Source organism: Halopseudomonas sp. MFKK-1, assembly GCF_027474385.1.
In the GTDB taxonomy this organism is placed as follows: domain Bacteria; phylum Pseudomonadota; class Gammaproteobacteria; order Pseudomonadales; family Pseudomonadaceae; genus Halopseudomonas; species Halopseudomonas aestusnigri.
Genome location: NZ_CP114836.1, coordinates 499,315 through 518,992, shown reverse-complemented (window position 1 = coordinate 518,992; position 19,678 = coordinate 499,315). Strand labels below are relative to the sequence as shown.

Below are 19,678 nucleotides of genomic sequence, written 5' to 3'. Positions count from 1 at the left end.
GCATGCCTGCCTATGACCGACACCGACAGCCAGACCACCCGCACCGAGCTGGACGCCATTATCGAGGCGTTGCATCGGGACAAGCGCAAGCGGGTGCGCAAGCTGTTGCGTGGCATGCATCCCGGTAAGGTCGCCAGTCTGCTGGAGGCGCTTGATGGCGCCGAGCGCCTTGCCCTTTGGCAGCATATTGATGATGACCGCGAAGAGCAGGTGCTGAAGCATCTGACGCCACTGCTCGGCGCCCAGCTGCGCCGTGAGCCCGATACCTCCGACCTGACCGACGAAGATGAGGAAGGCGAGGGTGCTGCTACCCAGATCGCTCGGGTCCGTGACGCGCTGGAGGCCGGCAAGTTCAAACGGGTCGGCAAGGCGTTCCGGCAGATGCACCCGGCCAAGGCTGCCGGCCTGCTCGAAGCCTTGCCGCCGGCCGAGCGCAGCACCGTGTGGGAGATGCTCGATGCCGAGCGTGCTGGCAAGATCCTGGTCCACCTGCATGATGAGGTCCGCGCCCGGCTGGCGCTGGAAATGGACGAGGACGAGCTCGTCGCCGCCGCCCGCAAGCTCGACCTGGATGATCTGGTTGACCTGATTCAGGCGCTGCCCAGTGACAGCGGCCGGCAGCTGTTGCAGGCGATGGATGTGCGCAAGCGCCAGCAGTTGCTGTCGATGCTCTCCTACCCCGAGGACTCGGCCGGTGGCCTGATGAACACCGACCATATTTCGGTGCGCGCCGATGTTCGGGTGGGGTCGGTATTGCGTTATCTGCGTCTGCTTGAAGATCTGCCGGACCACACCGACAAGGTGATGGTGGTAGACCGCAAAAATCGTTATCAGGGCGTTCTGCGGCTGAGCCGACTGGTCACCAGCGCCCCCGAACTGGCTGTCAGCGAGGTGATGGACAGCGACTTTCAACCGCTGGATGTGATGTTGCCAAGCCACGATGTGGCTCGCCGGTTTGAGGACCTGGATATTCTCTCCGCTGCGGTGGTCGATGAAGACGGCCTGTTGCTCGGGCGCATCACTGTGGACGACGTAATGGACCTGATCCGCGAAGACTCCGAGCGCACCATGATGAACATGGCGGGTCTGGACGACGAGGCCGACATGTTTGCGCCGGTCCTGACCAGCAGCCGGCGACGGGCGGTGTGGCTGGGGATCAATCTGGTTACTGCGTTTCTGGCGGCCTGGGTTATCGGCCTGTTCCAGGGCACGCTGGAGCAGCTGGTGGCGTTGGCGGTATTGATGCCGATTGTCGCCAGTATGGGTGGCATTGCCGGCAGTCAGACGCTGACGCTGGTGGTGCGCGGCATGGCGCTGGGTCAGGTTGAGGGTGGTAACGCGCGGCTGCTGCTGGGCAAGGAGATCGGCATTGCCTGCCTCAATGGGGTGCTCTGGGCGCTGGTGGTCGCCGCCTTGGCCGTGGCCTGGTTTGGCAGCTGGCAACTTGGAGCAGTGATTGCCGCCGCCATTTTGCTCAACCTGCTGTGCGCGGCGGTATCAGGACTGCTTATCCCGCTGCTGTTGCGCCGTGTTGGTGTCGACCCGGCGCTGGCCGGCAGTGTCATCCTGACCACGGTGACCGACGTGGTGGGCTTTCTGGCCTTCCTTGGCCTGGCAACGCTGTTTCTGCTCTGAGTCTGAGGTGGCGATCAGTCGATCGGGTTGCTGACGCTCTCGATCTCGCGTTTGACGTACATCGGATCATCAATGTTGCGAAACTTCACGTCGCTGATGCCGCGGCCGGTCAGCTTGACCGTGCCGTAGCCGAACATCCGCCCCCAGATGCTTTGCTCGATCTCGACGGTCTCGATCGAGCTGAGCTTCATCTCTTCGGTATGCCGGCTGATGATGCCGGTCTTGAGGATCACCCGCTTGTTGGTCACGCCCTGCTCGATGGAGCGCAAGCGAAAGTATTCATACAGCGCAAGCAGCCAGGTCAGGCCGAAGGTCACCATACCGAGTACCAGCCAGCAGTACATCGGTACCTTGGCGAACCAGTGCAGTTGAAAAACCTTGTGAATGACCTCGCCGCTGGACAGCGACTCTTCGATGTATGACATCTGTGCATTTCCTTCAAATGTGTGCTGCCGGGCACTCTAGCGAATTAGCCGCTGCTGGGACAGTGCTGCGGGTTGGTGGTTTCGGTTAACGGTGTTGAATATATGTAGCTTGCTAAATAAGTTTATCGGAGTAAACTTTATGGTTAGCAGGCTAACTATATTCGAGGTTATCCATGAGTCAGGATCAAGCGGCTTTGGCGTTGCACGAAACGTTGAAGCCTTCCATGGGCGCAGCGATGGGGCGAGTGCATCGGCTCTGGCGTGCCGCAATCAATCAGGCCGTTGGTGAACTGGGTATTACCGAGGCGCGCTGGAGTGTGATGCTGCATCTGGCCAAGGTGGGCGAGGGGTGTACCCAGCAGATGTTGGCAGATGAGCTGGCGATCGAGATGCCGTCATTGACGCGGACGCTTAATCAGTTGCAGGAGCAGGGTCTGATCGAGCGCCGGCGCGACCCCGGTGACCGCCGGGTTCACGCGCTCTGGTTTACCGAGGCAGGCCATCAGCGTATTGCCGACATGGGCGTGCATATCGAGAGGGTGCGCAAGCAGATTTATGCCGGTTTGAGTGACACCCAGCTGGATGCCTTTGCCGAAGTGCTGCTGGCGATGGAGGCGAATGTGCGCTCCCTGCTGGGCGGGGAGCGGGAGGCTGGCGAATGACGCCCGATCAGGTTTTTGCGCGCTGGGTGCGCGCGTCGCTATTGCTGTTTGCAGTGGTGTTTTGCTACTTCCTGGCGGCGGATCTGTGGATGCCGGTGACGCCGCAGTCGCGGGTCATCCACCCGGTTATTCGGGTTGCCCCGCAGGTGGCCGGCCAAGTGGTCGAGGTCGCGGTGGAAGATAACCAGCATGTCGTTGCCGGCGATCTTCTGCTGCGTATCGATCCACGGCCTTATGCGCTGGCTGTTCAGCAGGCCCAATTAGTACTGGAGGCCGCCGAGCGAGACAATTCGGGTATCGATGCCTCAATCGCGGCTGCGCAGGCGCGGGTGCGGTCGGCACAGGTGCGCAGCGCGGAGCTGGCCCGCGAGCGTGATCGGCTGCAGCGGCTGCTGGCCAGTCATAACGTGTCTCGGCAAAGCTACGAGCAGGTTGTTGCCAGCTCTCAGTCTGCTCAGGCGGAGCTGGCCAGCCTGCAGGCGCAGGTCCGGCAGTTGCAGGTGCAGCGTGGCGAAGGGGATCAGGGCAATCTGCGCCTGCGTCAGGCGCAAAATGCGCTGGAACAGGCCATGTTGAATCTGAGCTTTACCGAGGTGCGCGCCCAGAGCGACGGTGTGGTCTCCAACCTGCAGGTGCGCCCTGGTACCTATGCGGTCGCCGGGGCTGCGCTGATGGCTCTGGTTGCCGATGATGCCGATGTGGTAGCCGATTTTCGCGAGAAGTCGCTGTCGCACATGGACGTGGGCGAGTCCGCTGCGGTTGTATTTGATGCCATTCCCGGGCGGGTATTCGAGGCTCACGTAGCGGGTGTTGCAGCCGGTACTCGGGCCGGACAGTTGCTGCCTGACGGTTCGCTGGCTGCACCGGAAACATCCGATCGCTGGGTGCGTGACGCCCAGCGTCAGCGCGTCCATCTTGTGCTGGACGAAGAGCCCGGGCTGCTGTCGCAGTTGCCGACAGGCGCTCGCGCCACCGTGCAATTGTTTCCGGTCGGCGGCCCTGCCCGGTGGCTTGGCCGGGCACAGGTGGGTCTGCTCAGCCTGATGCACTACATCTACTGAGGTTGCCGATGAAGCCCATCCTGCTTACCAGCAAACGGCATCTGGACGACAACGATGTGCGCCAGTGCCTGCGCATCGCCTTTGGCGGCATGCTCGGTTTTATCCTGTGCAAGCTGATGGGCTGGAACTATGGCGCCTTTTTCGTCGTGCAGCCGATTCTGTTGCTGGGCATTGTTCCGGTGATTAACGCCCATATGCTGCGCCAGTTTGTCGCCAACATGCTGGTGGTTTCGCTCGCCGTGCTGGTGGTGCAGGGGCTGTTTGGTGACAAACCGGTGCCAATGACATTGCTGGTCATGGGCATGTTCGCGCTGCTGTTCGGGCAGATGAGCGGTGGCGCCAACTTCCTGTTTGGTGCCATGTCAGTGGTCAACATGTCGATGCAGCTCCATTTCGCCAGCTATCCTCAGGCCGATATCGGCGACATTGTTGCCAGCAACATCGTCTCGGTTTTCAGCACCCTGTTCATCGCCCTGCTGATGCAGCAGCTATTCCCCGATGTTGCGCCGCGCGCGCCGCGTCCATTGATGCGCAAATCCGCCAGCACCCGACGTCACGAAGTGATACTGGCCACCACGGTCGCCACTGCCTCGTTCATTGTATTTCAGGTATTCAATTTACAGAGCGGGCTGTCGGCGCAGGTCGCCAGTATTCTGGTGCTGTTCCCGCTGAACTGGCGCGGGGCCGGACCTGCGGGCTGGAACCGTGCGCTGGGAACGCTGGTGGGCTGCAATCTTGGGCTGGTTGTTCAATTGGTGCTGATGGACCACTTTGATGTGTTGCCGTTCGTGGCGGCCGGCCTGTGGATTTGCCTGATGCTGTTTGCCCGCATTCACATGCTGGAGGGTGGATCCGGCGCTGGTTTTGCTGCCTTGACCACCATGGCGATTCTGTTCGGTCAGTACCTCACGCCCCGTCAGGACCTGTTCTACAGTGATCTGTATCGATTCTGGTCACTGTCGCTGTCAGTGTTGTTGTCGCTGTCGGCGATTTATCTGTTGCATCTGCTGCTTGATCGATTTGCTGCCACGCGCTGGGCCGCGCCGAAGGCGGTTTCGGTCTGACCGTAGTGCCCGGCGCGGGCGACGAGTATGATGTGCCGATCTTCCTGTCTGGGGACCCTCTGCATGTTGCGGTTTTTGCGTCCGGTGCTGTTTGTTTGCGGCATTCTGGTACTGATCATGGCTGGTCTGATGCTCAGTGTCGCGGTGTTTGCCTGGTGGCGACAGGACCCGGAAATGCAGGTATTTCTGACATCGTTCGCGGTCACACTCGGCTGCGGCCTCGCGATGGTGCTGGGCTGCCGGGATAAGGGCTTTCATCTGGTTTCGCGTCAGCTCTATCTGCTCACCAGTCTGAGCTGGGTGCTGCTCTCGCTGTTTGGCGCATTGCCACTGTTCTTCAGTCATTTTCAGCTCAGCGCCGAAGATGCGGTGTTCGAGGCGGTGTCCGGGATCACCACCACAGGCTCGACCATTCTCAGCGGTATCGAACACCTCGCGCCCAGTCTGCTGCTCTGGCGCTCGCTGCTGCAGTGGATTGGTGGTCTGGGGGTGATCGGTATGGCGGTATCGATTCTGCCGTTTCTGCGCGTCGGCGGCATGCGCCTGTTCCACACCGAGTCCTCCGACTGGTCGGACAAGTCCATCCCGCGGGTCCAGTCGCTTGCTCGCATGCTGGTGGCGACCTACCTGGGCCTGACCGTCAGCTGTGTGTTCAGTTACTGGTTGGCCGGCATGAACCTGTTTGATGCGATCAATCATGCCATGGCGACGGTATCGACCGGCGGGTTTGCGACCGATGATCGTTCCATGGGTCGCTTCCCGCTGGAGGTGCTGTGGGTGTCGATTCTGTTCATGACCCTCAGCGCGTTGCCGTTTACCTTGCTGATTGCCTTCTTTAGGCGACCCTCGCTGCATGTGCTCAACAACCAGCAGGTAATCGGCTTCCTCTGCATTATCGGCGCGGTATCGCTGTTACTGACGGCTGATCTGATCGATCTGCATCTGGCCGAGCCCTTCGTGGCCTTCACCCAGGCGACTTTCAACCTGGTCTCGGTTATTACGACCACCGGCTTCGCCTCGGCCGACTACACCCAGTGGGGCACTTTCAGCATCGCCCTGTTTTTTGTGGTGATGTTTATCGGTGGTTGCTCGGGGTCCACCAGCGGCGGCATGAAGGTGTTTCGCTTTCAGCTCAGTTATCTGTTTCTGCGTACCCAGGTTCGCAAGCTGATTCACCCCAACGGGGTATTTGTCACCCAGTACAACGGCAGGCCGGTGCAGGATGACATTATTCTCTCGGCCGTCGCGTTCTCCTTCCTGTTTTTCATGACGCTGGGCGTGGTGACGCTGCTGCTGGCGCTGATGGGCCTGGATTTGATCACCAGCCTGACCGCAGCGGCTACCGCGCTGACCAACGTCGGTCCCGGGCTGGGTGATGTCATTGGCCCGGCGGGTAATTTTGCTACCCTGCCAGTGGCGGCCAAATGGCTGTTGTCGTTCGCCATGTTGATGGGGCGGCTGGAGTTGCTGACCCTGATGGTGCTTTTTACGCCGGTGTTCTGGCGTGGCTAACGCGGAATTTAAAGGGGATAGGGCATGATGCGCATCATCGTGCTGGGGGCGGGTCAGGTTGGTCGCAGCCTGGTGGAGCAACTGGTCGGCGAGAAAAATCACATTACCGTGGTGGATCGTGATGCCGGGCGGCTGCAGCTGTTGCAGGAGCTGTATGGTGCGCAGGGCGTGCAGACGATCTGCGCCCATGGCGCCCATCCGGTGACCCTGTCCAAGGCGGGGGCGGAGGACGCCGACATGCTGGTGGCGGTTACCAACAGCGATGAAGTCAACATGATTGCCTGTCAGGTCGCTCAGTCACTGTTCAATGTGCCGAACAAGATCGCCCGGGTGCGCGAGCAGGGCTACCTGACCCAGAACCGCGCGCTGTTTGCCAAGAGTGCAGTACCGGTTGACGTGCTGATCAATCCCGAGGCGCTGGTCACCCAGCACCTTAAAAAGCTGATTCGCTATCCGGGCGCTTTGCAGGTCATCAATTTCGCCGATGGCCTGGCCCAGCTGGTTGCCGTGCGCGCCTCCAACGGTGGCGCGCTGGTCGGTCAGCGCATTGCCACATTGCGCGAGCGGCTGCCCGCGGTGGAGATTCGGGTGGCGGCCATTTTTCGCCGAAATCATTCCGTGATCCCCGACGGCGATACCCTGATCCAGGACGGAGACGAGGTTTTTTTCGTTGCGGCAAGACCGGATATCCGACTGGTGCTGAACGAACTGCGACGCCGGGCAAAACCCTACAAGCGCATCGTCATTGCCGGCGGCGGCAATATCGGCGCGCGTCTGGCCAGCGTGCTGGAGAACGATTATCGGGTGAAGGTGATCGAGCAGGACATGGCGCGGTGCCAGTTTCTCTCCCAGTACCTGCGTCGAGCCACCGTACTCAATGGCAGCGCGTCGGACCGGGAGCTGCTGCTGGAGGAAAGTATCGAATCAGCAGATGTGTATCTGGCGCTGACCAATGATGACGAAGCCAACATCATGTCGTCGATGCTGGCCAAGCGCATGGGTGCCCGCACGGTTATCACGCTGATCAGTAATCCGGCCTATGCCGACCTGGTGCAGGGCGGCAGTATCGACATCGCCATCTCGCCGCAGCAGGCCACCATTGGCGCGTTGCTGACTCACGTGCGTCGCGGTGATGTGGTTGCCGTACACTCGCTGCGCCGGGGCACGGCCGAGGCCATGGAGGCGATTGCCCACGGCGATGCGCAGAGTTCGCAAGTGGTGGGCAAGCGGATTGACGAGCTGCCGTTGCCCCCCGGTGCGATGGTCGGCGCGCTGGTGCGTGGCGAGGACGTGATCATCGCGCATGACAGCACCCAGATCGAAGAGGGTGACCACGTCATTGTGATCGTGCCGGACAAGCGGGACATGCAGGCGGTAGAGCGGCTGTTCCAGGTCGGTCTTACCTTCCTGCTTTGAGGTGGACCGGGGCCGCGTGCAGCAGCCCCGGGCACAGTCGGTTCAGTCTGCGTCCTGCAGCTCGACCATCAGGTCGTCGGTCAGATTTTCCAGAGCGTCACGCAGGGCATCGAGATCGGTCTGCGGGTACACACCCAGCAGCGCCCGCGCCTTGAACAGCAGGTCGGCACTCATCGGTGCCGGAGTGCATTCGGTTTCCAGCGATTCGACGTTGACGCCATGGCTGGCCAGTACGCGCGAGACCTCGTGGACGATACCGGCGCGGTCGTTGGCCACCAGGGTCAGTTGCAGGGTGCGCTGCTGCGGCTCGTCTGCCTGGCCACTGATAGCCACCTGGACATTGATGCCCTGGGCGCTGAGTCCGTCCAGGTCAATACGCAGTGCTTCGAGCTGGTCGTTGGCGACATCTACCCGCAGAATGCCGGCAAATTGCCCGGCCATGCGGGCCATGCGGCTTTCCAGCCAATTGCCGCCGTGCCGGTTGATGACCTGAGCCAGGCTTTCCACCAGACCGGGCTTGTCGGCGGATATGACGGTAATTACGAGCGGGGTGGTCATGCGTGATCTCCTTGGGAGCTGGCCTTGGTCAGTCCTGATAGTAGCTGCCGCCGCCGGTCGCCGTCATCTCCTGGCAGTTGGCCTCCAGCGTCTCGAAGTCGTACTCGGACAGGCCCACATACTCCAGGATGGCGCTGCCGACGGCGTTCCATTCGTGATCGACGTTGTGGTTGCCCAGCACCTTGTAGGCCCGGCAGATGTGTTCGGCCATCTTTAGAATGGCCAGCAGGTTCTTCTGCACCGGGTCATTGCCCAGCGGGGAAAGGAACACCTGCTCGGCATTGTGGTGACTGGCGATGGCGTCGCACAGGTGGCGCGGCAGCAGCCATGACTTGGCCGTGTAGTAGCCGATCACCGCGTGATTGGTGTTCATGCGCTGGTTTTCCACATCGACCAGTCGCATCTGGTCCTGCGCGTAGGACTCTTCCATGACTTCGATGTAGTAGGGGAAGCGACTGAGCATCAGCGGGATGCCGCAGTTGTGGAACAATCCCAGCGCATAGGCTTCATCCGGCTCGACGCAGCCAATGCGCTTGGCCAGCGTCATGCAGGTCATGGCGACGTCCTGCGCGCTGTCCCAGAAGCGGTTGAGATTGACGATGTTCTCGTCGGTCAGCTCGCCGCGAATCGATTGCGCATTGACGATGTTGACCACCCTGCTGACGCCCAGCAGGTTGACGGCTTGCTGGATGGAACTGATCCGGTTGGCCAGTCCAAAGAAGGGCGAATTGACGACCTTGAGCAGGCTGCCGGAGAGACCCGGGTCCTGGCTGATCAGCCGGGCAATGACCTTGGGATCCGGATCCGGCATCAACTGTTCCATCTGCAGGTCGACCATGATCTGCGGCTGCGGTGGTACGCTGATGCCTTGCAGGGCGCTGCTGATCTGTTGGTCGGTGAGCTCCGATGTCATGGCCTGGGTCCACTGATGACTTGAGCTGCCGAGTTTAGCCGGAGACCGGGGAGCTTGGCACCCTGTATAATGGCCAACTGCATACATTTTTCTTGCCTGCCTCAGGAGTTCCCCATGTCATTGCCCAGCCTGCGTCTCAACGCCAATGCCGACCGGCGTATTCGTGGAGGCCACCTGTGGGTCTTCAGTAACGAGGTGGATACCGCGCTGACGCCGCTGACGGCCTTTGAACCGGGTCAGCAGGCGCAGCTGGAAGCCGCGGGCGGCAAGCCTCTCGGGCTGGTCTGTGTCAGCCCCAATAACCTGATCTGTGCACGTTTGTTCAGCCGCGATACCCGTCATCCGCTGGACAAGTCACTGCTGGTGCATCGTTTCAAGGTGGCCCTGAGTTTGCGTGAGCGGCTGTTCGACAAACCCTTCTATCGTCTGGTCTACGGCGAGTCGGATTTTCTGCCGGGGCTGGTGATCGACCGTTTTGGCGACTACTTCGTCGTGCAGATCGCCAATCCCGGCATGGAGCAGGTGCGTGGCGACATCGTTGATGCGCTGGTGCAGGTGTTCAAGCCGCAGGCCGTGCTGTTCAAGAACGACAGTGGCGCGCGCAAGCTGGAAGGGCTGGAGTCCTACGTTGAGGATGCATTCGGCGAGATGCCTGACCTGGTGGCGCTGGAAGAGAACGGCGTGCGTTTTGAAGCCCCGGTGCGCGAGGGTCAGAAAACCGGCTGGTTCTACGACCACCGTGCCAACCGCGCCCGTCTGGCGCCTTACGTGGCCGGCAAGCGGGTGCTGGACCTGTACAGCTATGTCGGCGGCTGGGGTGTTCAGGCCGCCGCCTTTGGTGCCAGTGAAGTCATGTGTGTCGACAGTTCAGCGCCGGCGCTGGACCGGGTGGAAGCCAACGCAGAGCTCAATGGCGTCGCCGAAAAGATGCTGGTGGTCGAGGGCGATGTGATGGCGGCACTGAAGGAGCTGAAAAGCGCCGGCGAGCGCTTCGACGTGGTCATTGCCGATCCGCCGGCCTTTATCAAGAAGCGCAAGGATATTCGCAATGGTGAAGCCGCGTACCGACGCCTCAACGAGCAGGCCATGCGGCTGCTGAACAAGGACGGGATTCTGGTCTCGGCGTCCTGCTCCATGCATCTGGAAGAGGATCGTCTGCGTGACGCCCTGCTGGGTGCCAGCCGCCACTTGGACCGCAACCTGATCATTACCGAGCGCGGCTTTCAGGGTGCCGACCACCCGCTGCATCCGGCGATTCCGGAAACCGGTTATATCAAGGCGTTGTTTTGTAGGGTTACGCCGGCCTGACGCCGGCTTCGTGCCGGCGAGCTGCAAGCCACAAGCTACAAGCTGCAAGAAAAAGCCGCGCGGAGTTGAATCGCGCGGTTTTTTTATGCTGACTCTAGATGCAGCTTCTTATTTAAACCCTTGAGGGTCTCGCTGCAGGTGCGAATCCGGTTTTGCTTGCCGCTTGCCGCTTGCCGCTTAGCGCTGCTGCGCCTCAGCGCAGACTGATGACCGGCCAGCCCTGGGCTTCGGCGTGGGCGCGGAGGGTGTCGTCGGGATCGACGGCTACCGGGTTGTCGACCATGCCCAGCAGCGGCAGGTCGTTGTGCGAGTCGCTGTAGAAGTAGCTGCCTTCAAGGGTGCGGTTGTTCTCCAGCAGCCAGCGTTCCAGGCGAGTCACCTTGCCCTCACGGAAACACGGGATGTCGGTGGTTTGGCCGGTGTAGCGGCCATCCTGGCGTTCACATTCGGTCGCCAGCAGCAGGTCGATGCCGAGATGGCGGGCTATCGGGCCGGTGATGAAGCGGTTGGTCGCGGTGATGATCATCAGGGTGTCGCCGGCCTGACGGTGACGCTCGATCAGGGCCAGCGCCTTGGGCAGCACGATGGGCAGGATTTTCTCCTGCATGAATTGCTGGTGCCAGGCGTCAAGCTGTTCGGTCGGATGCTCGCCGAGCAGTTGCAGGCAGAAATTCAGGTAGACCCGGATATCCAGCCGCCCGGCCAGATAGTCGTTGAAGAACTGGTCGTTGCGCGCCTTGTACTCGTCCGGATCAACAATCCGATGGGCAACGATAAACTCGCCCCAGGCGTGATCGCTGTCCCCGCCCAGCAGGGTGTTGTCGAGGTCGAAGATGGCGAGTGACACGGGTGTTCTCCTGAGCGGGTTGACGGCCCGCTAGAATAATCGAGTCAGCCGGTAAATGCCCGTAATCACTGACATCAATCGGTGGCATTTCCGTAATTGCTGCTGCAGCGTGCTTTGTGGAACAATGCTGTGATTATTGATTAAGGGATAGTGGCTGTGATTGACCCCGATGGTTTCAGACCCAACGTCGGCATCATCCTGACCAATGAGTTGGGTCAGGTGCTCTGGGCCAGGCGCATCGGCCAGGACTCGTGGCAGTTCCCGCAGGGGGGGATTCAGCGTAACGAAAGCCCCGAGCAGGCGCTGTATCGCGAGTTGCATGAAGAAGTCGGTCTGCTGCCTGAAGATGTCGAAATTCTTGCCTGCACCCGTGGCTGGTTGCGCTATCGTTTGCCGCAGCGGCTGATCCGCAGCCATTCGCAGCCGGTCTGCGTGGGTCAGAAGCAGAAGTGGTTTTTGCTGCGGCTGACCTCGGAAGACCAGCGGGTGTGCATGACGCGCAGCGCAAAGCCGGAATTTGATGGCTGGCGCTGGGTCAGTTACTGGTATCCTCTGGGGCAGGTTGTGCCCTTCAAACGCGATGTCTATCGGCGTGCCATGAAAGAACTTGCGCCGAGACTGCTCTCCAGTCTTCCGGGTAGTTGAATATGCTCAATACGCTGCGCCGCATTGTTCAGGAGGTCAACTCTGCCAGAGATCTGGCAGCGGCTCTGGACATCATCGTGCAGCGTGTGCGTGAGGCAATGGGCACAGAGGTGTGCTCGGTTTATCTGCTAAATCCCGAAATCGGTCGCTACGTGCTGATGGCGACCGAAGGTCTCAACAAGGATGCCGTCGGTGCCGTTACCCTGGGCACCAGCGAGGGTCTGATCGGTTACGTCGGTACCCGTGAGGAGCCTGTCAACCTCGAAGATGCGGCATCTCACCCCCGTTTCCGCTACTTTGCCGAGACTGGCGAAGAGCGCTATGCCTCCTTCCTGGGTGTGCCGATTATTCACCACCGCCGGGTGATGGGCGTACTGGTGGTCCAGCAGAAGGAGCGCCGCCAGTTCGATGAGGGCGAAGAGGCCTTCCTGGTTACCATGAGCGCGCAGCTTGCCGGAGTCATTGCCCACGCGGAAGCCACCGGTGCCATCGGCGGGCTGGGGTGGGGCGGCGAGGTGGTCCAGGACACCCGCTTTGATGGTGTGGCCGGCGCGCCGGGCATAGCCATCGGTCATGCCGTAGTGATTCTGCCTCCGGCTGATCTGAAATCGGTCCCGGACAAGCAGATTCAGGATATCGATGCCGAAATTGCGCTGTTCCGCCGTGCCAAGGACAGCGTGCGTGATGACATGCAGCAGCTGTCCAGCAAGCTGTCGACGCAGCTGAGGCCGGAAGAACTGGCGCTGTTTGATGTCTACCTGATGATGCTCGATGATGCCGCGCTGGGTAACGAGGTGACCAACATCATCCGCACTGGCCAGTGGGCTCAGGGGGCGTTGCGTGAGGTGGTCAGCTCGCATGTCACCCGCTTCGAGCTGATGGACGACCCTTACTTGCGTGAGCGGGCGGCAGATGTGAAGGATATTGGCCGCCGCATCCTGGCCTACCTGCAGGAGGTCGGTCGGCAGGAGCTGGTGTTCCCCGACAATACCATTCTGGTCAGCGAGGAACTGTCGCCGGTGATGCTGGGGCAGGTGCCGAAGGAGAAGCTGGCCGGTCTGGTCTCGGTCCTCGGTTCGGGCAGCTCGCATGTCGCCATTCTGGCCCGGGCGATGGGTATTCCGACGGTAATGGGGGCGCTGGATCTGCCCTATACCCGCCTCGACGGCATGGAGCTGATCGTCGACGGCAACCGTGGCGAAGTGTATTCCAACCCGTCGCAGGAGCTGCATCGCCAGTATCTTGATCTGGTTCGCGAAGAGCGTGAGCTGGTGCAGGGGCTGGAAAAGCTGCGCGATGTGCCCTGTGTGACGCTGGACGGTCATCGCATGCCGCTGCTGGTCAACACCGGTTTGCAGGCAGATGTGGCGCGCTCACTGGATCGCGGTGCCGAAGGCGTTGGTCTTTATCGCACTGAAGTGCCGTTCATGATCAAGGATCGCTTCCCCAGCGAAAAGGAGCAGCAGGCGATCTATCGCGAGCAGCTGGAAGCCTTTTACCCGCTGCCGGTTACCATGCGCTCGCTCGATATTGGCGGCGACAAGGCGCTGACCTATTTTCCGATCAAGGAAGACAACCCCTTCCTTGGCTGGCGCGGTATTCGCGTTACCCTGGATCACCCGGAAATCTTCCTGGTCCAGACCCGGGCCATGCTCAAGGCCAGCCTGGGCTTGAACAACCTGCGCATCATGTTGCCCATGGTCAGCAGCGTATTTGAGGTGGAAGAGGCGCTGCATCTTATCCACCGGGCCTACAGCGAGGTACTGGACGAGGGCGTCGACGTGCCCATGCCGCCGGTCGGGGTGATGATCGAGGTGCCCGCCGCGGTCTATCAGGCGCGCGAACTGATTCAGCTGGTCGATTTTCTTTCGGTTGGCACCAACGACCTGACCCAGTATCTGCTGGCGGTTGACCGCAACAACCCCCGGGTTGCGGATCTGTATCACTCGCTGCACCCGGCGGTGCTGCAGGCGTTGATCAAGATCGCCACGGCCTGCCGCGAAGCGGGCAAGCCGATGAGCGTGTGTGGTGAAATGGCCGGCGATCCGGCAGCGGCGGTATTGTTGATGGCGATGGGGTGTGACGCGCTGTCGATGAACGCGACCAACCTGCCCAAGGTGAAGTGGCTGCTGCGTCAGATCAAACTGTCCGATGCCAAGGCCCTGCTGGATGAGGTAATCGAGCTGGATAACCCCCATCTGGTGCTCAGCACCCTGCATCTGGCACTGCGTGGTATGGGCCTGGGCAAGGTCCTGTCACAACCCCGCTGAAGCTCAGCGCCATTCCCTGCAGGTTTCTCCCTGCGGCTCCCCAAGTGCTCCGAAGCGCCGCTCCGTCAGGCGGATGCGGTTGTTTGCCTGCAGGCGCAGAATGCTGCTGGCGCGGGTACCGTACTCCGGCAGTCCGACGATAAAGGTAGCCGAGAGCATGCGCTCCCACTCCAGGCTGATGCCGGTGTCGGGTAGCTGTTCATCAGCATAGATGTGATCGTTGGCGAGCAGTGAAAACAGTGTCTCGTCGTCGGCATCCAGGTTGTTTGCCAGTGCGCTGCGCAGGCAGTCCGTTTTTGGCCATGGGCTGTCCAGATCGGCATTGGATACAGCGTAAATGCCGGGTTCGAGCTGTCGCGCCTGGCCATGCTCGCTATTGAGAAACCACAGTTGCTCGCGGTCTCCGACCAGCAGATTGAAGCCGGTATAGTTTGCCAACTGCCCCTGCAGTGCGTGCACGAAGGCCGCCGGTGACCGGGTGCCCTGCAGATAGTCCAGCGGCAGCTGCCCGCGCGACAGTGGCGCTTTGGGAACGCCCGGGCGGCGAATATTGGTAACCGCGGCAAAACGGCCGTCGCGGGTGACTCCCAGCCAGGTGCCACCGGCTTCAATATCCTTGCCGGCCAGTAGCTCGGGATGACCTTCCCGGGTCCAGAGGTCCAGCGCCCGGGTGGGGCGGTGATGGAATTCGTCCCGGTTGCCGATCAGTAACAAGGGTTGCTGCGGGGATTGCTGCCAGGCAAAGGCAATCAGACACATAGAGGCTCCTTGGTTGCGGCCCAGTCTACCATCCGTAGCCTGGAATCGGGCCTGTGTGCGCTGCCCCAAGCGTTTTGCAAATGGGATTCGCGGTTTTCCGGGGGCATGCTGGCAGCGTATGCGGGACGGGTCAGAATCACAAAAAAGGGCCAGGCGATGCTGGCCCCTTTTCCGCCTGTATCCTGTCAGGGATCAACCACCAGCAGCGGCTCGATGGAAGCTACTTCATTGACTGCGATGGCGGTGTAGATAGAGCCGGCTGCCAGCGCGGTGGCGGGCAGGTCGATGACGGTCGTTGTGGTGTCGGCCACATTGATGCTGATGTCATAACTGCCCGCGGGGAGCTCGACGTAGTCGGAGGCGGTGAAGTAGGGCACGTCGGCAAGCCCGGCGAAAATATCGCCGTTGACCAGAACGTCTACCGCGGGTGCATCCGGTGAGGCGTGAATAACCCGGATCTTGGCACCAGCCGCCGGTGTCAGGTCGTCGACCAGCGGACGCAGGGTGAAGCCCTGAACACCGGTGACATTAACAAACCCGGTGGCCAGTACGCTGTAGGCCTGACCTGCTTCAACGGTAACGGGAAGGCTGGCCACTTCGTTTCCGCCGGCTTCCACGCCAATGGTGTAGTCACCGGCCAGTACCTGCAGGTAGTCACTCACATCCTTGAAAGACACGTCACTCAGAACGACGTCGCCGTCGACGGTGACATTCACTGCGGGTGCGTCAGGTGACAGGTGCAGGGCCCGGACTTGCGCGCGCTGGTCTTCCAGAACGACAAGGGCGGCGAGTCCAGCAGCGCGATAACGGACGCGGGGGAGAAGCATGATGCCCGGGGAATGGCTGCCAGGAAGTAGGACGGGCCGCTTTCCAGCTCGACGAATCCCGAGTCGTAGGCGATCGTTGCCGGGTCTCCTGCAGGGGTGATGCGGATGCGGTATTCCCCGGCGGGTACTTCCACGTAAGCGCCGCTGTCGGCAGCAGGTGCAAAGTCGGCAAGCAGCGGAGTGTCACCCAGTGCGTCTGTGGTGTCGACATAGACATCGACATTGCCGACCTGGGGCGCGGCATGCAGAACAAAGGCCCGCGCGGTTGCTGCTGCGGGTGTCTGGATGTCGTCGGTAATAACCAGCAGGTCAAAGCTGTCATCGCCCAGCAAGCCGTAGGCTACCAGGGTGTAGTCCTCGCCGCGAACGGGGGTTACCTCGGTGCTGAAGACGGGCTCGGAGTCGGCAGCAGCGCCTGCCGCTCGCACATCTATGGTGAGCGGTTCGGCCGGTACCCGGGTAAATGCGGTGGCGGTAAAGGTGTCCAGGGCCTCAATGGCGAGATCGCCATTGATGTAAATATCCACAGCCGGGGCGTCTGCTGCCGCATGTAAAACGCGTACTTCCGCCGACGGGCCGGCAGAAGAGCTGCCACCACCACCGCCGAGACAGCCGCTCAACGCGACGGATATGGCGACCAGAATAAGAGTCAGGGCTTTCACTGTCAGTTCCTCTTGATCAGGATGAAGGTTATTTACTGCCCTGTTAACCTAGATGCTTTTCTTGTACATGACGGAAAATAACTTATACAAAAATTATGCAAAACGGGTCCTGATAATGGCTTGATGCCGCTATTTGGGTGCCTTTGCAGGAAAATGATGGCGGAAGGAGTACACTATCGGGCTGTCTGGTTTCCGGCTGTTTGCCGCCGGTTTATCGAGGTGTCTGTGGAATTTTTGCTGTATCTGGTTTTGGGTGGTTTTGCCGGTACGCTGGCTGGCCTGTTCGGTGTTGGCGGCGGCATGATCATTGTGCCGGTGCTGGTCTACAGTTTTGCCCTGCAGGGCATTGCTCCGGACGTGCTGACCCATATGGCGGTCGGTACCTCGCTGGCAACCATCGTGTTCACCTCGATCAATGCGATTCGTGCGCACCATGCAAAGGGTGCTGTGCGCTGGCGTTTGTTTGTCTGGCTGACGGCCGGGATTGTGCTCGGCACCGTGCTGGGTGCGCTGACCGCGGCGCAGATCAGCGGACCCATGCTGCAGAAGATCATTGGTGTATTTGCCATTTGTGTGGCCATCCAGATGGCTTTCAAGTTGCAGCCAAAGGCGGCGCTGACTGAGCCGGGCAAGCCGTCGCTGGGTATTGCTGGCGGTGTCATCGGCTGGGCATCGGCCATCTTTGGTATTGGCGGCGGGTCTCTGACGGTACCGTTTCTGGTCTGGCGCAGCGTGCCGATGCAGCAGGCGGTGGCCACCTCATCGGCCTGCGGACTGCCGATTGCGCTGGCGGGCGCAATATCCTTTGTTTTTACCGGCTGGGATGAAACCGGGCTGCCGTCCTGGAGTCTGGGATATGTATATTTACCGGCGCTGATCGGTATTGCTTCTACCAGTATGCTGTTCGCGGGGTTCGGCGCGCGTCTGGCGCACCGGCTGTCCCAGGATCTGCTCAAGCGCCTGTTTGCCCTGCTGCTGCTTTGTGTTGGAATCAACTTTCTTGTCTAGGGATATCGCATGTTGACCTACCCTCAGATTGATCCGGTGGCATTGGCCATTGGTCCGCTGAAGATTCACTGGTATGGCCTGATGTACCTGATCGGTATCGGCGGTGCCTGGTGGCTGGCCCGCCGCAGGCTGGCCGATTTTGACCCGACCTGGAACAAGGAGACGCTGTCCGATCTGGTGTTCTGGGTGGCGCTGGGCGTGATTGCCGGCGGACGTCTGGGTTATGTGCTGTTTTACGATCTGGCGTCCTATATCAGCAACCCGCTGCTGGTGCTGGAGATCTGGAAGGGTGGCATGTCGTTCCACGGCGGCTTGCTCGGCGTGCTGCTGGCGCTGCTGTGGTTCTCGCGCAAGCACAACAAGCGCTTTTTCGAACTGGTCGATTTCGTTGCACCACTGGTGCCGATCGGTCTGGGGGCCGGCCGCATCGGCAACTTTATCAATGCCGAGTTGTGGGGCAAGGCGACCGACGTGCCATGGGCGATGGTCTTCCCGACCGATCCCGAGCAGTTGGCGCGCCATCCGTCGCAGCTGTATCAGTTTGCGCTGGAAGGCGTCGCGCTGTTTACCATCCTCTGGTTCTACTCGCGCAAGCCGCGCCCGACCATGGCCGTTAGCGGCCTGTTTGCCATCTGCTATGGCTGCTTCCGTTTTGCCGTCGAGTTTGTCCGTGTGCCGGACGCCCAACTCGGCTATCTTGCTTTCGGGTGGCTGACCATGGGCCAGCTGCTGTGTATTCCCATGATTTTACTTGGCGCCCTGTTGATGGGGCTGGCCTACCGGCGTGAGGGGCGCACCGCATGAAACAGTATCTCGACCTGATGCGCCACGTGCGCGAGAACGGCACCTTCAAGAGTGATCGTACCGGCACCGGCACCTACAGCGTGTTCGGCCACCAGATGCGCTTTGATCTGGCTGAGGGCTTTCCGCTGGTGACGACCAAAAAATGTCATCTCAAGTCCATCATCCATGAGCTGTTGTGGTTTCTGCAGGGTGACACCAATATCCGTTACCTGAAGGAAAACGGCGTCTCGATCTGGGATGAATGGGCTGACGAGAATGGCGATCTGGGGCCGGTGTACGGCTACCAGTGGCGCAGCTGGCCGGCGCCAAACGGCGAATCCATTGATCAGATCAGCAAGCTGATTGCGATGATCAAGAGCAATCCGGACTCGCGCCGCCTGATCGTGTCGGCCTGGAACCCGGCGCTGGTTGATCAGATGGCGCTGCCGCCGTGTCATGCGCTGTTCCAGTTCTATGTTGCCGACGGCAAGCTGAGTTGCCAGCTGTATCAGCGCTCGGCGGATATCTTCCTGGGTGTACCGTTCAATATCGCCAGCTACGCGCTGCTGACACTGATGGTGGCGCAGGTCTGTGATCTGCAGCCAGGCGAGTTCATCTGGACCGGCGGCGACTGTCACCTGTACGCCAACCATATCGAGCAGACCGATCTGCAGCTGACCCGCGAGCCGCTGCCGCTCCCGACCATGAAGTTGAACCCCGAGGTGACCGATCTGCTGGCGTTTCGTTTCGAGGATTTCGAGCTGGTGGGCTACCAGTCGCATCCGCACATCAAGGCGCCGGTGGCGGTATGAGTGATGTCAAAGTTGCCATGATTGCCGCCATGGCCAGTAACCGGGTGATCGGTCTGGATAACGCCATGCCCTGGCATCTGCCGGAGGACCTGCGTTACTTCAAGGCGACCACCCTGGGCAAGCCGATCATCATGGGCCGCAAGACCTTTGACTCGCTGGGTCGAGCGCTGCCGGGTCGCACCAATATTGTGGTTAGCCGCCAGTCGGGCCTGCAGCTGCCGGGTGCCGAGGTGTTCGACTCCATAGAAGCTGCACTCGACTTCGCCGAGCAGCAAGCGGCGATTGATGGCGTCGACGAGGTGATGGTGATTGGTGGCGAGACCTTGTATCGCCAGTGCCTGGAAGATGCCGACCGGTTGTATCTGACCCGTATTGAATCGGCGCCGGACGGGGATGCATGGTTCCCGGAACTGGATGCTGCCCAGTGGCTGTTGGTCAGTGAGCGGGCAGTGGCTGCCGGTGACGGCTACCCCGCCCACGCCTACCAGGTGCTTGAGCGCCGGCGCTGAGG

The 19,678-nt window shown here is 60.9% G+C and carries 20 protein-coding genes; 13 read left to right on the top strand and 7 right to left on the bottom strand.

Annotated features, from left to right (window positions below; all coding sequences use genetic code 11):
• Positions 1–12 precede the first annotated feature (12 nt).
• Complete coding sequence (gene mgtE / locus O5O48_RS02335; RefSeq protein ID WP_228245436.1) at positions 13–1,635, top strand: magnesium transporter; 1,623 nt, start codon at positions 13–15, stop codon at positions 1,633–1,635.
• A gap of 14 nt (positions 1,636–1,649) precedes the next feature.
• Here mgtE and O5O48_RS02330 read toward each other — a convergent pair whose 3' ends face one another.
• Positions 1,650–2,060, bottom strand: a complete 411-nt coding sequence (locus tag O5O48_RS02330; protein ID WP_269688047.1) for a PH domain-containing protein — start codon at positions 2,058–2,060, stop codon at positions 1,650–1,652.
• A 173-nt stretch (positions 2,061–2,233) separates the two neighbouring features.
• Between O5O48_RS02330 and O5O48_RS02325 the strand changes: the two genes are divergently transcribed.
• The 5 genes from O5O48_RS02325 (at position 2,234) to trkA (ending at position 7,775) form a co-directional block, all read left to right on the top strand.
• Positions 2,234–2,722, top strand: coding sequence for a MarR family winged helix-turn-helix transcriptional regulator (locus tag O5O48_RS02325; protein ID WP_228245434.1), 489 nt, complete (start codon positions 2,234–2,236; stop codon positions 2,720–2,722).
• Entirely contained in the window at positions 2,719–3,783 is a 1,065-nt protein-coding gene (locus O5O48_RS02320; protein WP_269688046.1) for an HlyD family secretion protein, read from the top strand. The genes O5O48_RS02325 and O5O48_RS02320 overlap by 4 nt, the downstream gene beginning before the upstream one ends.
• 8 nt (positions 3,784–3,791) lie before the next feature.
• Positions 3,792–4,847, top strand: a complete 1,056-nt coding sequence (locus tag O5O48_RS02315; RefSeq protein WP_269688045.1) for a DUF2955 domain-containing protein — start codon at positions 3,792–3,794, stop codon at positions 4,845–4,847.
• A 63-nt stretch (positions 4,848–4,910) separates the two neighbouring features.
• The gene (locus O5O48_RS02310) at positions 4,911–6,359 is read left to right on the top strand and encodes a TrkH family potassium uptake protein (RefSeq protein WP_088274538.1); all 1,449 of its coding nucleotides are present in this window, start codon (positions 4,911–4,913) and stop codon (positions 6,357–6,359) included.
• A gap of 27 nt (positions 6,360–6,386) precedes the next feature.
• Positions 6,387–7,775 (top strand): Trk system potassium transporter TrkA, encoded by a 1,389-nt coding sequence (gene trkA, locus O5O48_RS02305; RefSeq protein ID WP_088274886.1) that lies wholly within the window; start codon positions 6,387–6,389, stop codon positions 7,773–7,775.
• Positions 7,776–7,817: 42 nt separating this feature from the next.
• Here trkA and O5O48_RS02300 read toward each other — a convergent pair whose 3' ends face one another.
• Both O5O48_RS02300 and O5O48_RS02295 read right to left on the bottom strand, forming a co-directional pair.
• Positions 7,818–8,333, bottom strand: coding sequence for a glycine cleavage system protein R (locus tag O5O48_RS02300; RefSeq protein ID WP_228245431.1), 516 nt, complete (start codon positions 8,331–8,333; stop codon positions 7,818–7,820).
• Positions 8,334–8,361: 28 nt separating this feature from the next.
• Positions 8,362–9,246 (bottom strand): HDOD domain-containing protein, encoded by an 885-nt coding sequence (locus O5O48_RS02295; protein WP_088274542.1) that lies wholly within the window; start codon positions 9,244–9,246, stop codon positions 8,362–8,364.
• A gap of 114 nt (positions 9,247–9,360) precedes the next feature.
• Here O5O48_RS02295 and O5O48_RS02290 point away from each other — a divergent pair, with 114 nt between their 5' ends.
• Positions 9,361–10,554, top strand: a complete 1,194-nt coding sequence (locus tag O5O48_RS02290; protein ID WP_269688044.1) for a class I SAM-dependent rRNA methyltransferase — start codon at positions 9,361–9,363, stop codon at positions 10,552–10,554.
• A gap of 193 nt (positions 10,555–10,747) precedes the next feature.
• Here the strand turns inward: O5O48_RS02290 and O5O48_RS02285 are convergent, their stop codons facing one another.
• Complete coding sequence (locus O5O48_RS02285; protein ID WP_228245429.1) at positions 10,748–11,401, bottom strand: HAD family hydrolase; 654 nt, start codon at positions 11,399–11,401, stop codon at positions 10,748–10,750.
• Between the two features lie 156 nt (positions 11,402–11,557).
• Between O5O48_RS02285 and rppH the strand changes: the two genes are divergently transcribed.
• Together rppH and ptsP are read left to right on the top strand one after the other, a co-directional pair.
• Positions 11,558–12,046 (top strand): RNA pyrophosphohydrolase, encoded by a 489-nt coding sequence (gene rppH / locus O5O48_RS02280; RefSeq protein WP_088274547.1) that lies wholly within the window; start codon positions 11,558–11,560, stop codon positions 12,044–12,046.
• 2 nt (positions 12,047–12,048) lie between these two features.
• Complete coding sequence (ptsP, locus tag O5O48_RS02275; RefSeq protein ID WP_088274548.1) at positions 12,049–14,316, top strand: phosphoenolpyruvate--protein phosphotransferase; 2,268 nt, start codon at positions 12,049–12,051, stop codon at positions 14,314–14,316.
• A gap of 3 nt (positions 14,317–14,319) precedes the next feature.
• Here the strand turns inward: ptsP and O5O48_RS02270 are convergent, their stop codons facing one another.
• The 3 genes from O5O48_RS02270 to O5O48_RS02260 form a co-directional block, all read right to left on the bottom strand.
• The gene (locus O5O48_RS02270; protein WP_269688043.1) at positions 14,320–15,075 is read right to left on the bottom strand and encodes an NRDE family protein; all 756 of its coding nucleotides are present in this window, start codon (positions 15,073–15,075) and stop codon (positions 14,320–14,322) included.
• Positions 15,076–15,260: 185 nt separating this feature from the next.
• Positions 15,261–15,791 carry a DUF4397 domain-containing protein gene (locus O5O48_RS02265; protein WP_269688042.1) on the bottom strand — a complete coding sequence of 177 codons (531 nt, stop codon included), beginning with the start codon at positions 15,789–15,791 and terminating at the stop codon, positions 15,261–15,263.
• Entirely contained in the window at positions 15,788–16,564 is a 777-nt protein-coding gene (locus O5O48_RS02260; RefSeq protein WP_269688041.1) for a DUF4397 domain-containing protein, read from the bottom strand. The genes O5O48_RS02265 and O5O48_RS02260 overlap by 4 nt, the downstream gene beginning before the upstream one ends.
• Before the next feature lie 225 nt (positions 16,565–16,789).
• Between O5O48_RS02260 and O5O48_RS02255 the strand changes: the two genes are divergently transcribed.
• Genes O5O48_RS02255 through O5O48_RS02240 form a run of 4 tightly spaced genes read left to right on the top strand, consistent with a single transcriptional unit; the run spans position 16,790 to position 19,676 of the window.
• Positions 16,790–17,572, top strand: coding sequence for a sulfite exporter TauE/SafE family protein (locus O5O48_RS02255; RefSeq protein WP_228245425.1), 783 nt, complete (start codon positions 16,790–16,792; stop codon positions 17,570–17,572).
• Positions 17,573–17,581: 9 nt separating this feature from the next.
• Positions 17,582–18,376 (top strand): prolipoprotein diacylglyceryl transferase, encoded by a 795-nt coding sequence (gene lgt / locus O5O48_RS02250; protein WP_088274555.1) that lies wholly within the window; start codon positions 17,582–17,584, stop codon positions 18,374–18,376.
• The gene (locus O5O48_RS02245) at positions 18,373–19,167 is read left to right on the top strand and encodes a thymidylate synthase (protein WP_233048993.1); all 795 of its coding nucleotides are present in this window, start codon (positions 18,373–18,375) and stop codon (positions 19,165–19,167) included. Before lgt ends, O5O48_RS02245 begins: the two co-directional genes overlap by 4 nt.
• On the top strand, positions 19,164–19,676 hold the full coding sequence (locus tag O5O48_RS02240) for a dihydrofolate reductase (RefSeq protein ID WP_269688040.1): 513 nt from the start codon (positions 19,164–19,166) through the stop codon (positions 19,674–19,676). Before O5O48_RS02245 ends, O5O48_RS02240 begins: the two co-directional genes overlap by 4 nt.
• The last annotated feature ends 2 nt before the right edge of the window (positions 19,677–19,678 follow it).